This window comes from Deinococcus sp. (assembly GCF_018260555.1).
Taxonomy (GTDB): Bacteria; Deinococcota; Deinococci; order Deinococcales; family Deinococcaceae; genus Deinococcus.
Genome location: NZ_JAGLBB010000029.1, coordinates 1 through 12158, shown reverse-complemented (window position 1 = coordinate 12158; position 12158 = coordinate 1). Strand labels below are relative to the sequence as shown.

The 12158-nt window shown below is 67.1% G+C and carries 15 protein-coding genes; 5 read left to right on the top strand and 10 right to left on the bottom strand.

The window, feature by feature from the left end:
• Positions 1–50: 50 nt before the first annotated feature.
• Entirely contained in the window at positions 51–179 is a 129-nt protein-coding gene (locus tag QZ271_RS07350; RefSeq protein ID WP_291430075.1) for a hypothetical protein, read from the bottom strand.
• 277 nt (positions 180–456) lie between these two features.
• Complete coding sequence (locus QZ271_RS07345; RefSeq protein ID WP_291430074.1) at positions 457–855, bottom strand: helix-turn-helix domain-containing protein; 399 nt, start codon at positions 853–855, stop codon at positions 457–459.
• Positions 856–942: 87 nt separating this feature from the next.
• On the opposite strand from QZ271_RS07345, the gene QZ271_RS07340 reads away from it, so the two are divergent.
• A complete protein-coding gene (locus QZ271_RS07340) occupies positions 943–1563 on the top strand; it encodes a nitroreductase family protein (protein ID WP_291430073.1) in 621 nt (206 codons plus the stop codon).
• A gap of 130 nt (positions 1564–1693) precedes the next feature.
• Here QZ271_RS07340 and QZ271_RS07335 read toward each other — a convergent pair whose 3' ends face one another.
• The 6 genes from QZ271_RS07335 to QZ271_RS07310 all read right to left on the bottom strand — a co-directional run bounded on the left by QZ271_RS07335 (position 1694) and on the right by QZ271_RS07310 (position 7016).
• On the bottom strand, positions 1694–2506 hold the full coding sequence (locus tag QZ271_RS07335; protein WP_291430072.1) for an SDR family NAD(P)-dependent oxidoreductase: 813 nt from the start codon (positions 2504–2506) through the stop codon (positions 1694–1696).
• A 104-nt stretch (positions 2507–2610) separates the two neighbouring features.
• Positions 2611–3417, bottom strand: a complete 807-nt coding sequence (locus QZ271_RS07330) for a metal ABC transporter permease (RefSeq protein WP_291430071.1) — start codon at positions 3415–3417, stop codon at positions 2611–2613.
• 76 nt (positions 3418–3493) lie between these two features.
• Entirely contained in the window at positions 3494–4216 is a 723-nt protein-coding gene (locus tag QZ271_RS07325; protein ID WP_291430070.1) for a metal ABC transporter ATP-binding protein, read from the bottom strand.
• A gap of 392 nt (positions 4217–4608) precedes the next feature.
• Positions 4609–5574, bottom strand: coding sequence for a zinc ABC transporter substrate-binding protein (locus QZ271_RS07320; RefSeq protein ID WP_291430069.1), 966 nt, complete (start codon positions 5572–5574; stop codon positions 4609–4611).
• Entirely contained in the window at positions 5571–5840 is a 270-nt protein-coding gene (rpmB, locus tag QZ271_RS07315; RefSeq protein ID WP_291430068.1) for a 50S ribosomal protein L28, read from the bottom strand. Before rpmB ends, QZ271_RS07320 begins: the two co-directional genes overlap by 4 nt.
• 114 nt (positions 5841–5954) lie before the next feature.
• Positions 5955–7016 carry a GTP-binding protein gene (locus tag QZ271_RS07310; RefSeq protein WP_291430067.1) on the bottom strand — a complete coding sequence of 354 codons (1062 nt, stop codon included), beginning with the start codon at positions 7014–7016 and terminating at the stop codon, positions 5955–5957.
• 31 nt (positions 7017–7047) lie between these two features.
• Between QZ271_RS07310 and QZ271_RS07305 the strand changes: the two genes are divergently transcribed.
• The 3 genes from QZ271_RS07305 (at position 7048) to QZ271_RS07295 (ending at position 9390) form a co-directional block, all read left to right on the top strand.
• Positions 7048–7581, top strand: coding sequence for a hypothetical protein (locus QZ271_RS07305; RefSeq protein ID WP_291430066.1), 534 nt, complete (start codon positions 7048–7050; stop codon positions 7579–7581).
• 63 nt (positions 7582–7644) lie between these two features.
• Complete coding sequence (gene trxB, locus QZ271_RS07300; RefSeq protein WP_291430065.1) at positions 7645–8637, top strand: thioredoxin-disulfide reductase; 993 nt, start codon at positions 7645–7647, stop codon at positions 8635–8637.
• Between the two features lie 237 nt (positions 8638–8874).
• Positions 8875–9390, top strand: coding sequence for an HD domain-containing protein (locus QZ271_RS07295; protein WP_291430064.1), 516 nt, complete (start codon positions 8875–8877; stop codon positions 9388–9390).
• A 222-nt stretch (positions 9391–9612) separates the two neighbouring features.
• On the opposite strand, the gene QZ271_RS07290 is transcribed toward QZ271_RS07295, so the two are convergent.
• Positions 9613–10101: a peptidylprolyl isomerase gene (locus QZ271_RS07290; protein WP_291430063.1), complete on the bottom strand. Its 489-nt coding sequence runs from the start codon at positions 10099–10101 to the stop codon at positions 9613–9615.
• A 297-nt stretch (positions 10102–10398) separates the two neighbouring features.
• On the opposite strand from QZ271_RS07290, the gene glp reads away from it, so the two are divergent.
• Positions 10399–11595, top strand: a complete 1197-nt coding sequence (gene glp, locus QZ271_RS07285; protein WP_291430062.1) for a gephyrin-like molybdotransferase Glp — start codon at positions 10399–10401, stop codon at positions 11593–11595.
• Positions 11596–11667: 72 nt separating this feature from the next.
• Here the strand turns inward: glp and QZ271_RS07280 are convergent, their stop codons facing one another.
• Complete coding sequence (locus QZ271_RS07280) at positions 11668–12081, bottom strand: DUF3459 domain-containing protein (RefSeq protein ID WP_291430061.1); 414 nt, start codon at positions 12079–12081, stop codon at positions 11668–11670.
• Positions 12082–12158: the final 77 nt, after the last annotated feature.

Below are 12158 nucleotides of genomic sequence, written 5' to 3'. Positions count from 1 at the left end.
GGCGGCCTGGGAAAGGGGCGCGGCACAGCGAGTACGACCAGAGTGGACGTTCAGGCGTGGTAACTGCTCAGCACGATAAACACGGCAAAAAACGCTTGTTCCCGTTTTGTATGAGCATAATATTTACTGCAAATCTGCCTTGGACGAACCAATTCGCCCATATCGGCAATTTCAGTCATTTGAAAGCAGCTTCTTAGCAATTTATAGGGCTGAATTCAGATTCTGAGCAATTTACCCTGCTGAGCAGTTACCAGGCGTGAAGCTATCCGGTGCCGGGGGGCGGAGTTAACGAATCACGGCAGTCCGTGTTAGGTCAAAGCACACAGGGTTCGTGTTGCCTGACTCCCTGCGTCCCCTGACACGCTGCACGGGCCGGCAGGCAGACCGTGACTGTCAGGGAGGCCCACGTCAGGCAGAGATTTATTGGTCGGTGCGAGTGGTTTAACTGGCACCGGTCTAACTGGCGCAGTCCCTGGCAAGCCCGTCTGTGCCCGGGCCGGAGGTTGCGCTGCCTGTGATGGCGGGGGCGGGTGCAGGCATGTTCAGGTGTGCCACGGCCCAGGTGTCGATGGCGTCGATGACGCTCTGGAGTTCCAGCCCGGCGGGCGAGAGGGTGTAGACGCTGCGGGCCAGTTTGCCCTGGCTGTCTTCGGTGCGTTTGCTGATCAGCGCGAGGGTTTCGAGGTGTTCGAGGCGCTGCGTGAGGGTGGCGCTGTTGCAGCCGCCGACGGCGCGAGCAAGCTCGTTGAATCCCTTTTCACCGCCCAGCAGGGCGCGCACGATGTGCAGCACCCATTTCTCCTGCAACACGCCGATGGCCCGGTAGACCGGGCAGAATCCAGTGTGTTCGCTCATGACCAGAGTTTACACTGCGCGGCTGACCAGATCATGACGAATCTCACACCGCTTGACTTTTCAAACCGGTGGGGATAACCTCTCGGCATGACCGCTACGACCCCCAACGTGCTCAACATCAAAGAAGCCATCGAAACCCGCCGCAGCATCCGCAAGTACGTCCAGGAACCCATGAACCAGGACGACCTGCATGAAATCCTGCGCCTCGCCAGCCTCGCCCCCAGCGCCTGGAACGCCCAGACCTGGCGCTTCGCCGTCGTGCAGGACCCCGCCGTCAAGCAGCAGATTCAGGACGCCGCCTACGGACAGGGTCAGATCACCAACGCTCCCGCCGTCATCGTGGTGTACAGCGACATGGAAGACACCCTGCAGACCGTCGAGGAAACCGCCCACCCCGGCATGGGTGAGCAGGGCCGCGAAGGCCAGCGCAAGACCTTTGACGGCGTCTTTGGCGGCCAGGACGTCGCCCAGCGCGGCCAGTGGGGACTGAGCCAGGCGAACATCGCCTTTGGATTCATGATGCTCGCCGCGCGCGGCCTCGGTTACGACACCGTCCCCATGCTGGGCTTCCAGCCCGAAAAGGTCAGGGAAATCCTCGGCCTGCCCGAACACGTCCAGTTCGCTGGCCTGCTGCCCCTGGGCAAGCGCGCCGAAGACGGCTTCCCCCACCACCGTCACAGCGTCGAGCGCATCACCAAGTTCTACTGAACCCCGCCAGAGGGTGAAGCAGACGGGTTTCCGTGTGTTTCGCTGGCCATCCGGTACGTTTCCGGGTAGCCAGCGGTACGCCCGGAAACCCGTTTTTCTGCTCTGCACTCTAGGTTGGATGGAACGCGGTTCACTCCCCGGCGGGCACGTCCGGGAAGAGACTGAGGGGGAAGGTGTCCACGTTCGCGCTGCGCTGCTGCACCAGCACGCCCCCGTCGATCACCACGAACTGCCCCGTGATATACGCCGCGTCGTCTGAGGTCAGGAACGCGGCCGCGCCCGTCATGTCGTCTGGCGTGCCGTAGCGGCCCAGCGGCACGGTCTGTTCGCGCTGCGCGAGGTCCTCGCCTTTCAGGCCGTAGGTGTTCACGAAGCCCGGCGTGATGCCGTTCACCCGCACCCCGTAGGGCGCGAGATCCAGCGCCAGCGCCCGCGTGAACGCTTCCACGCCCCCCTTGGCCGCGTCATACGACGTGAACCCCCGGTGCGAGCGGGTCGCGCCGCCACTCGACACGTTCAGGATCACGCCCCGGCGGCGGCGCGCCATGCCGGGCGCCGCGCGGTGGGAGCACAGGAACACACTCTTCAGATTCACGCGCAGGAACAGATCCCACCAGTCCTCATCGGCCTCCAGAAAGTGCCGCTGATCGCTCGTGAGGGCCGCGTTGTTCACCAGCACGTCCACCGGCCCCAGCGCCGCCTCGGCTGCCGTGAAGATCGCCTCCACGCTCCCGCGCAACGACACGTCCCCCGGCACGCTCAGCGCCTGTCCGCCCGCCGCCGTGATGGCCGACACGACCGTCTGCGCCGCCTGCGCGTTCAGGTCGTTCACGGCGACGCGCGCCCCCTCGGCCGCGTACCGCCTGGCCAGGGCCGCGCCGATGCCGCCCCCCGCCCCCGTGATGAGGACCGTCCGGCCCGTGAAGCGCTGCAAGTTCGTCATGAGGCACAGGGTACGGCAGGGGAGAGTGAGGTCATAAAGAGGTCACGAAAACCGCCCGAACACGGTCTCCCTGCGAACGGGCGGGGGCCGCAACGGGGGTGGGACTACTCCCGGCGAAAGGCCAGCGCCGCGAGGAAGATGGCGGTGTTCACGAGGACGATGGTCGCGCCGGGGGCGGTGTTGGCGTAGTAGCTGATGTACAGACCCGTCACGCCGCCGGCGGTGCCGAGCAGGGCGGCGAGCATCATCATCTTCTTGAGGTTGCGGGCCAGCAGGCGTGCGGCGGCGCTGGACGTGATGAGCAGGCTGACGCTGAGGGTCGTGCCGACGAGTTGCACGGTCAGGACGACGACGAGGCCGATCAGGATCAGCAGCAGGCTTTCCAGGCGGCGCACCGGGAGGCCCACGGCGCGGGCCTCGGTGGGGTCGAACGACGCCAGCAGCAGTTCCTTCTGGATGACAGTCAGGAAGCCGCCCACGACGAGCGTGACCGCCAGCGCGCCCCACAGGTCGGCGGGCGTGACGCCCAGCGGGTTGCCGATCAGGAAGTTGCTGAGGTCCGTGGTGAAGGTGGGTGCGCGCGACAGCATCACGATGCCCAGGGCGAACATGCCGACGAACACGATGCCGATGGCGCTGTCCTGTTTCAGGCCGCTCTGCCGCCCGACCGCGCCGATACCGAGGGCCGTGAGGACGGCGGCGATCAGCGCTCCGAGCAGCAGGTTTCCACCGGTCAGGAACGCGCCGACAATGCCGGGGAACACGGCGTGGCTCATGGCGTCACCGATGTAACTCAGGCCACGCAGCACCACCCACGCGCCGACCAGGGCGCACAGGACGCTGACGAGGACCACGGCGATCAGCGCGCGGTTGAAGAAGGCAAACTGGAGGGGGTCGGTCAGCAGGTGCAAGGAAAGCCTCGGGGGTGCAGGAAGGTGGTCGGCGCAGGCACGTGTTCCATCATCTCTCAACTGTCACCCGTTCGCCTCACGCTTCGGCGTGCGTGTGCCCCAAGAAGCTGGTGCTGAAGGTCGCCTCGATGTTCTGCGTGGTGTACACCTGCTCGGGCGTGCCGTCCGCGATCACGCGGCGGTTCACGAGAATCAGGTGATCGCACCAGCGCCGCGCCTGTTCGAGGTCGTGCGTGACCATCACGACGGCGCGCCCCCGGTCGGCCTGCGCGCGCAGCAGGGCCATCAGGGTTTCTTGCGTGGCGGCGTCCACGCCGGTCAGGGGTTCGTCTAGGAGGAGTAGGTGCCCCTGGCGGGCCAGCATGCGGGCCAGCAGCACCCGCTGGCGTTGCCCGCCGGACAGCGCCCCGATGTGCCGCGAGCGCAGGTCGTACACCCCGGTTTCTTTCAGGGCGCCTTCCACGATCTGCCTATCCTGGCGGCCCGGCCAGTGCAGCCAGCCCAGGCGCCCTGTGCGGCCCATCATGGCCACGTCCCACACGGTCACGGGAAAGGCCCAGTCCAGCGTCTGCTGCTGCGGCACGTAGCTGATGCAGGAGCGGGCGCTGTGGCCGGGGTCGAAGCGCACGGCGTCGGCGTGGTCCGGGAGCAAGCCGACCAGCGTCTTGAGCAGCGTGCTCTTGCCCGCGCCGTTCGGGCCGATGATGGCGCTGAACGTTCCGGCCTCGAAGCGCACGGTGGCGTTTTCCAGGGCCGTCTGCAGGCCATACTTCACGGTGAGGTTCTCGACGCCCAGCATCAGAACAGCATACCTCCGGTGGCCCTGATGTTGCGAGTGCAGAATCAAAAGGGTGGTTTGGGGAGTGACACGGATTCCGAATGATTCGGTGCAGTTCTGAATCAATCCGAGCGGACGCGAGTAGGAACAGCAGACGCCCCTTCGCGATATGGAGCCGCAGGCGGCGCTTTTCCGACTGTGGTGGAATGGAGCGGAATCCGTCAGAGACGAAGAAAGCGGGGCGCAGTGAAGAGCCCTCTGCGGCGCCCCGCCTAAGTACCTTGTCGCTAAGTACCTTGCAGCTCACATGGCGCCATGCCGGGAGAGCACCGGAACCTCTCCATACCCGCTCCAACGTACTTTCTTCTGCTCCGCGCTCCGCGCGGTTTATCGACAAGATCAACGCAGTGTACTTAGTCTTTCAGGGCCCTGACGAGGATGTTCACGTTGGCTTTCAACGCTTTGAGGTACGTGTCCCCGGCGCTGCCCCGGGGGCCCAGGGCGTCGGTGTACAGCGGCGGGGCGACGCGCGCGCCGGTTTCGCGGGCGAGGGTCTGGGCCAGGCGGGCGTTGACGGTGTTCTCGGTGAAGATGGTGGTCGCCCCGGCCTTCTTCATGGCCTGCGCCAGGGCCGCGAGTTCACGGGCGCTGGGTTCGCGTTCGGTGCCCCCGCCGGGGATGACAGCCCCCACGACGCGCAGGCCGTAGCGCTGCGCGAGGTACCCGAGGCTGTCGTGGTTGGTGACGATCACGCGCCGCGCGGCAGGAATGCTGGCGAACTGTTTTCTGGCGGCAGCGTCCGCGGCCTTGAGTTTCTTCAGGTATGCGGCGGCGTTGTTCGCGTACGTGGTGGTCCCGGCGGGGTCCAGGCGCGTCAGGGCGGCCTGGGCGTTCTTCACGTACCCGGCGGCCAGGGTGGGGTCCCACCAGGCGTGCGGGTCGAGGGGACCGTGACCGCCTCCGGTGTGCTCGTCCCCATGAGCGTCCCCGTGGTCATCGTGTCCCGCCCCTTCTCCGGCCCCTTCGCCAGCCCTGTGCCCGGCTTTACGGAGGTTCAGGCCGGCAGTCAGTTCCCGGACCGGGACGGTGGGGGCGCTGGCTTTCAGTTTGGGAAGCCAGGGTTCCAGGCCCGCGCCGTTGGCGAACAGGGCGCGGCTCTGCGCGAGGCTGCGGATGGCACCGGTGGTGGGCTGGAAGGAGTGCGTGTCGGCCCCGGCGGGCACGATGACATTCACCTGCACGCGGGTTCCGCCGACGACCTGCACGAAGTCCGCGACGATCGTGGTGGTGGCGCTGACCTGTAACGGCGCGGCCTGCGCAGTGGGCGCGGCGCAGGCGGCGGCCAGCAGCGCGGGAATGAGCAGCGTGGGGCGCGTCATAGCAGCTCGATGCTGTGGTGGGGGCTGCGGTGGGGGCCGCGGCTGAGGGTGCGCAGGGCGGCCGCACTGAGCCAGACGGTTTTCAAGGTGCTCTTACCGTTCAGCGTTTCACGGATGGCTTTTTTCAGCAGGTTGGCGCGCTGCACGCGTTTGGTCACGCCCGTGACCTTGCGGCCCACGCCGCCCGCAGCGCGGGCCTTGCCGCGCCGGGTCACGCTATTCACCACGAGGTTCTTCTTGCCGGTCAGGTAGCATTCACGACTCATATTGATATCTCCTTATCACGTTGGGGGACGGGGCAAAGGTTCGGTGGCGCACGTTCCGCACGGCACGTCATACGGATTCCGGCGCAGTGGTGTGCAACACCAGCTCAAGCCGGGTCAGCTTCGCAGGGCGCCGTTCAGCAGGTGATCCAGCGCGGCGCCGTCGAGGTCGGGGCCGATGAACACCAGTTCGCTGAATGCCTCGGCCGGGCTGAGCCACTCGCCCGCCGGTTCCAGCGCCAGTTGTCGCCCAGTGTGGTTCCACAGGGTCGCCACGCCATTGCCGAGGTTCACCCAGCCTTTCGAGCGGATCACATTGCGCGGCAGGCCCAGCGTCAGGGCCTCGTTCAGGCGGTCCGGATCGAAGGGCCGGTCGGCGCGGTAGATGTGGGTTTCCAGGCCGTACGTCTCGGATTCCGGGGTGTGTTCCTTTTCCAGTTCGGTCATCCAGGCGTCGAGCTGACTGGAGTGATCGAAGTCGAACAGGCCGGTATTCAGCAGCTCTGCGGCGTTCAGGCGTCCCTGGGTGGCGTGCAGCACGCGGGCGCGCGGGTTGGTGATACCGATCAGTTCCCGCAGCGCGGTCACGTCGTCCGGCGCGGCCAGGTCGAGTTTGTTCAGCACGACGATGTCCGCGAATTCCAGTTGCTCGGCCAGCAGTTCCCCGAAGCCGCGTCCAAAATCGTCGCCGGGAATGGCGTCCTGGCGGTTCCAGAGCCCAAAGAACTGCGCGCTGTCCACGACCGTGATCATGGCGTCCACATGCACGCGGCCCAGCAGGTTGGGAATGGGGGCCTGACCGTCTTCAGGCTCGATCTCCAGTTCCTCGGGGGTCAGGCAGAAGCTCTGCGCGATGGGCAGGGGCTCGCCGATACCAGTGGATTCGATCAGGATGGCGTCCAGTTCGCGTGTGTTCAGCAGGTCGTTCACGGCGTGCAGCAGGTCTCCGCGCAGGGTGCAGCAGATACATCCGTTGCTGAGTTCGATGGTCTGCTCGTCGGTCTTGACGACCAGGCTGGCGTCGATGTTCACGGCGCCGAATTCATTGACGATCACGGCGACGCGCTGCCCGTCCGTCTGGGTGAGCAGGTGGTTCAGGAGCGTGGTTTTCCCGGCACCCAGGAAACCGCACAGGACGGTGATGGGCACGGAGGAGCGGGCAGGGGGAGCAAGCGTCATAGAGTGATAATGATATTCTATTATCAATATTATGGCAAGGTTCCATACGCTCCGATGCTGCCCCCTGACCGCCCAGTTCTGGTTCCTGGGCCTCGACGCCCGCCAGGGTGACCTGGCCCTGCTCGGCTTTCGTAAGAGCCCCAGCCCGCAGGGCAGCAGCCTGTACACCCTGGGTCACCTGACCCTGCACTCTGCTGGCCTGACACTGCACCTGCTGGGCGACGCACTGCACTTTAACCGCCGCACCCAGACCTTCACCCGGGGCGGGCGCACCGTGCCACCCCCGCAGGGACGCCTGCACCTTCGCGCTGCCCTGGCCGATCACGAGGCCTGGATCGCCGCGCGCCACGGCGAGCGCTACCGCACAGACCTCGTGCAGGTGCACCGCCCGCCGCGCCCGGTCGTGGGAGCGCTGGAGCCCTGGCGGGCCTACCTGCGGGCCGGGAGAGAGTGCGTGGACAGTGGGTGCCCGGCCCTGGTCCCGGTGGTCACCGGGGGGCGCGTGGCCGACGCCTCCCTGGCGGGCGTGTTCAGGACCCGGCCGGCGATCTCGCACACGGTATAGCTTTAAAAAATAAAGTGTGCGTGGCTGACCATCCCCCGGAGTGGCCAGTGGTACGCTGCCCCCATGACGGGTAACCCTCCAAGCACCCAGCACTACGACGTGGTGATCGTCGGCGGCGGCCCCGCCGGACTGACCGCCGCCATCTACACGGGCCGCGCCAGCCTCAGCACCCTGATTCTCGAAAAGGGCCTGCCCGGCGGACAGATCGCGCAGACCGAGGAAGTCGAGAATTACCCCGGGTTCCCCGAACCCATCAGCGGCATGGAACTCGCCAGCCGCATGCAGCAGCAGGCCGAGAAATTCGGCGGGAAGATCGAGATGGACGAGGTCCAGAGCATCGTCCGCACCGACGACTCGCAGGACTCCGGGCACGCCTACCCCTTTACCGTCACCGGCTACAGCGGCACCTACCGCGCCAAGGCCGTGATCCTCGCCACCGGCGCCAACCCCAAACGCCTGGGCATTCCCGGCGAGCAGGACTTCTGGGGCCGGGGCGTCAGCACCTGCGCCACCTGCGACGGCTTCTTCTACCGCGGTAAGAAAGTTGTCGTGATCGGCGGAGGCGACGCCGCCGTCGAGGAAGGCCTGTTCCTGACCAAATTCGCCGATGAGGTCACCCTGATCCACCGCCGCGACACCCTGCGCGCCAACAAGGTCGCGCAGGCCCGCGCCTTCGCGAACCCCAAGATGAAATTCATCTGGGACACCGCTCCTGTCGAAATCCAGGGCAACGAGGCCGTCAGCGGCGTGCGCCTGAAGAACCTCAAGACGAACGAGGAATACGACATGCCGACCGACGGGGTGTTCATCTTCATCGGCCACACGCCCAACACCGAGTTCGTGCAGGACACCGTCAAGCTCCGCCCGGACGGCTACGTGGACGTGACCGACGAGATCTACACCAGCGTCCCCATGCTGTTCGCTGCCGGTGACGTGAGCGACTACATCTACCGTCAGCTGGGCACCAGCGTCGGTGCAGGCACGCGCGCCGCCATGAGTGCCGAACGCGCCCTGGCCGCCCTGGAAATCGAAACCGCCGAAACTGCCGCCGACTGATACGGACTAGGCTTCACTGCGCCACAGTCGGAAAAGCGCGGCCTGCTACCCCATATCGCCCAATCCGTATGCTGTTCCTACTCGCATCTGCTCGGATTAAACGGTCTTTGCAACTCCCTCAACCTGAGTTCTTGTGAGGTCCGGCCCGTCCCTGCAGCGCGCCGCATGAAGAACACCTCTGTGCTCAGCGGAACGCCTGACCATCCGGTCGGCGTTCCGCTCCTTTATGCTCGGGTCATGCCTCAGCGCACCTTCATGAGCCGCCTGCGCCGCAAGGCGACCGGGTACGCGGCCAAGGTACGCAGGCTGGCGCGCAGCCTGCGCCCCACGGACGCCTACCCCGACGACCCCTGGGCCCTCACCCACCTGACTCCCGAAGAGGCCCGCGTGTACACCGCCATGGACCCCCGCGACCGCGAACACGCCTGTCGCGTCACCCGCCACCTGCTGCGCGACCACCCGCACGCTCCGCCGGAACTCGTGGCCGCCGCGCTCCTGCACGACTGCGGCAAGAGCCTGCGCCCCTACCACGCCTGGGAACGCGTGCTGGTCGGCCTGATCCCCAACCGCGTGGCCCGCATCCTGCCGACCGTCGGGGCGGTCGGCATTCGCGCGCACCACCCGGAGCTCGGCGCGCGGCTCCTCGCGCACGCCGGAGCGCGCCCCCGCGTGGCCCGCCTCGTTGCCCGCCACCACCACCCGGGCGGCGACCCCGAAGCCGCGCTGCTGCACCTCTACGACGACCAGGAATAGCCCGCGGCACAGGGCATGAAGGAACGCCGCCTTTCGCAACTGGGAAAGGCGGCGCTGGTTCAAGGAATCATACGGATTCCGCTCCATTCCGCCACAGTCGGGAAGACACCGCCTGCGGCTCCATACCGCGAAACCCGTCTGTTGTTCCTACTCGCATCCGGTCGGATTGATTCGGAACTGCACCAAATCAATCGGAACCCGTATCAGATTCCTCGGTATGGATTACCCGTGGTCGTGGTTGTGATCGTCGTCGTCGGAGTGCGCGTGGCCGTGCTCGAGTTCCTCGCTGGTGGCGTCACGGACGGACAGGATGGTCACGTCGAACTCCAGAACCATGCCGGCCAGGGGGTGGTTGAAGTCCACCTGCACGGTGTCACCGTCCACGTTGATGACCGTGAAGGGCAGCACACTGCCGTCCTCGGCCTGCGCGTAGTAGGTCTCGCCGACCTCGATGTCGTCCTCGAAGTCGTCGCGCGACAGGTCCTCGATGCTGTCCTCGTCGCGGGGGCCGTAGCCTTCCTCGGGTTGCACCGTCACCTGGAACCGTTCACCTTCGGCCTTGCCTTCCAGCGCGCTTTCCAGGCCGGGGATGATGTTGCTGTGCCCGTGCAGGTACACCAGCGGCTCGCCGGGTTCGCTCTGATCGACAATTTCGCCGTTCACGGTGAGTTTGTAGTCGAGTTCAACAACCTTATCCTGGGTAATATTCATGCGGTCTCCATGGCCCCGCCCGTCCCTGGAGGTCAGGGAACACCGGGCAGGTTCTGCTGCCCAAGGAGTGTACCCTCTCGCTGTGACGGTCAACCGTGACGGCCCGCCGGAGCGTTCACCGGAGCCGTGTGGCCCTGGCGTGCCGAAACTCCCTGGCACGCGGCTGTGCGGCCCGCAGCGCTGTATTCGGCAGTGCCCCAGTCCTCCAGCGTGCCCCGGTCATCCAGCGTGCCCAGACTCCCGCGTGCCCAGACTCCCGCGTGCCCAGCACGCCCCGCCCGACCCCTATCCTGAGGCATGACTGCGCCGCTCCCCCCGTTTCCCATGCACGTCAGCGTGCAGGAGGCCCGCACCCTGCTGGCCGCCCTGCTTCCCGAACGGCGGACCGAGACCGTGCCGCTCGCGCAGGCGGCCGGGCAGACCCTGGCGGGCGACCTGCGCGCCCTGGTCAGCCACCCCAGCGCCACCGAGAGCGCTCTGGACGGTATTGCCGCGCGCGAGGCCGATACGCAGGGGACCACGCCGGACGCCCCGGTGCGCCTGCACGTGATCGGTGAGAGCCGCGCCGGGGCTGCCTTCACCGGCACGGTCGGCGCGGGCGAGTGCGTGCGCATCTACACGGGCGCGCCCCTGCCGCCCGGCGCGGACGCGATCTGCCCGGTCGAACAGCTGCTTGAAGGCGGGCCGGACGGGGTGTTGCTGCTCCGCCCCGCCCGTCCCGGCGACGTGCGCCACGAGGGCGGCGACTTCCGCGCCGGGGAGGTCGTCATGACCGCTGGCCTGCGCCTGACCGCGCCCCGGCTGGCCCTGGCCGCCGCACTCGGGCATCCGCAGGTGCCGGTCCTCGCGCCGCTGCGCGTGGCCCTGCTGTCCACCGGGGATGAGGTGGTGCCGCCCGGACAGCCGCTGGCAGCCGGGCAGGTGTATGACAGTAACAGCGTGGGCCTGCGTGCCATGCTGATCGAGGCCGGGTGCGAGGTTATTCCCCTCGGGCACGCCCCGGACAGCCCCGAGGCCCTCCAGGCCGCCATTGACCGGGCGGGCGGCGCGGACGTGCTCCTGACCAGCGGCGGCGTCAGCATGGGCCGGTACGATTTCATGCGCGACCTGCTGATCCTGCACGGCCGCGTGAGCTTCTGGAAGGTCCGCATGCGCCCCGGCGGTCCCGCCATCCTGGGCGGCTGGAACGGCCTGCCCGTGTTCGGTCTGCCGGGCAACCCGGTCAGCAGCCTCGTGGTGTTTCAGGTGATTGTCCGGCCCGCCCTGACCGGTCAGCCTCCCCAGACGCTGCGTCTGCGCGCCGCCACGCCCTTCCGCGCCCTACCCGACAAGACCGCCTTCTGGCGCGCGTCCATTCAAGGCGGCCAGGTCAGCGATTACGGCCAGCAGGGCAGCGGCATCCTGCGCTCGCTCAGCGAGGCGGGAGCGCTCGTCATCGTGCCCGAGGGCCAGCACGTCCAGCCTGGGGACGATGTGGACGTGATTCTGCTATGACGGAAGCTGGGGGCGTGGGGCAGGGTGCAGTGAACTGCCTCCCACGTCCAGCCTCCCTATGCCCCGCGTTCCTTACGTCAGCGGAACGAGGACCAGCGCGCCGCGTGCCGGGACGCTCAGGGGGGTGTCGCCGGTCAGGGTCAGGGTGCGGCCCGTGAGAACCTCGCGGTACTCGCCGGGCGCCACGCCGGTGAACGGCAGGTGCAGGTCGTGCGTGGCGGCGTTCAGGGCGATGTGGGCGCTGCCCGTATCGTGGCGGCGGGCGAATACAGCCCCCTCGCCCTGGGCGTGCGTGACCTCGAAGGTGCCGCGCCTCAGGGCGGGCGTGGCGTGCCGCGCGGCTGTCAGGGCGCGGGTCAGGGCCAGGGTCTGCGCATCCCAGCCCTGTTCATTCCACGGGAACGCGCGGCGGCAGTCGGGGTCGGGGCCGCCGGGCAGACCGATCTCGTCACCGTAGTAGATGCAGGGCGCGCCCACGTACGTCATCTGACATCTTTCAGTTCTAAGCCACATGCTGGCGAGTGCCGTCCCAGACGGCTAAAATCCGTTCCATTTCTCTTTCC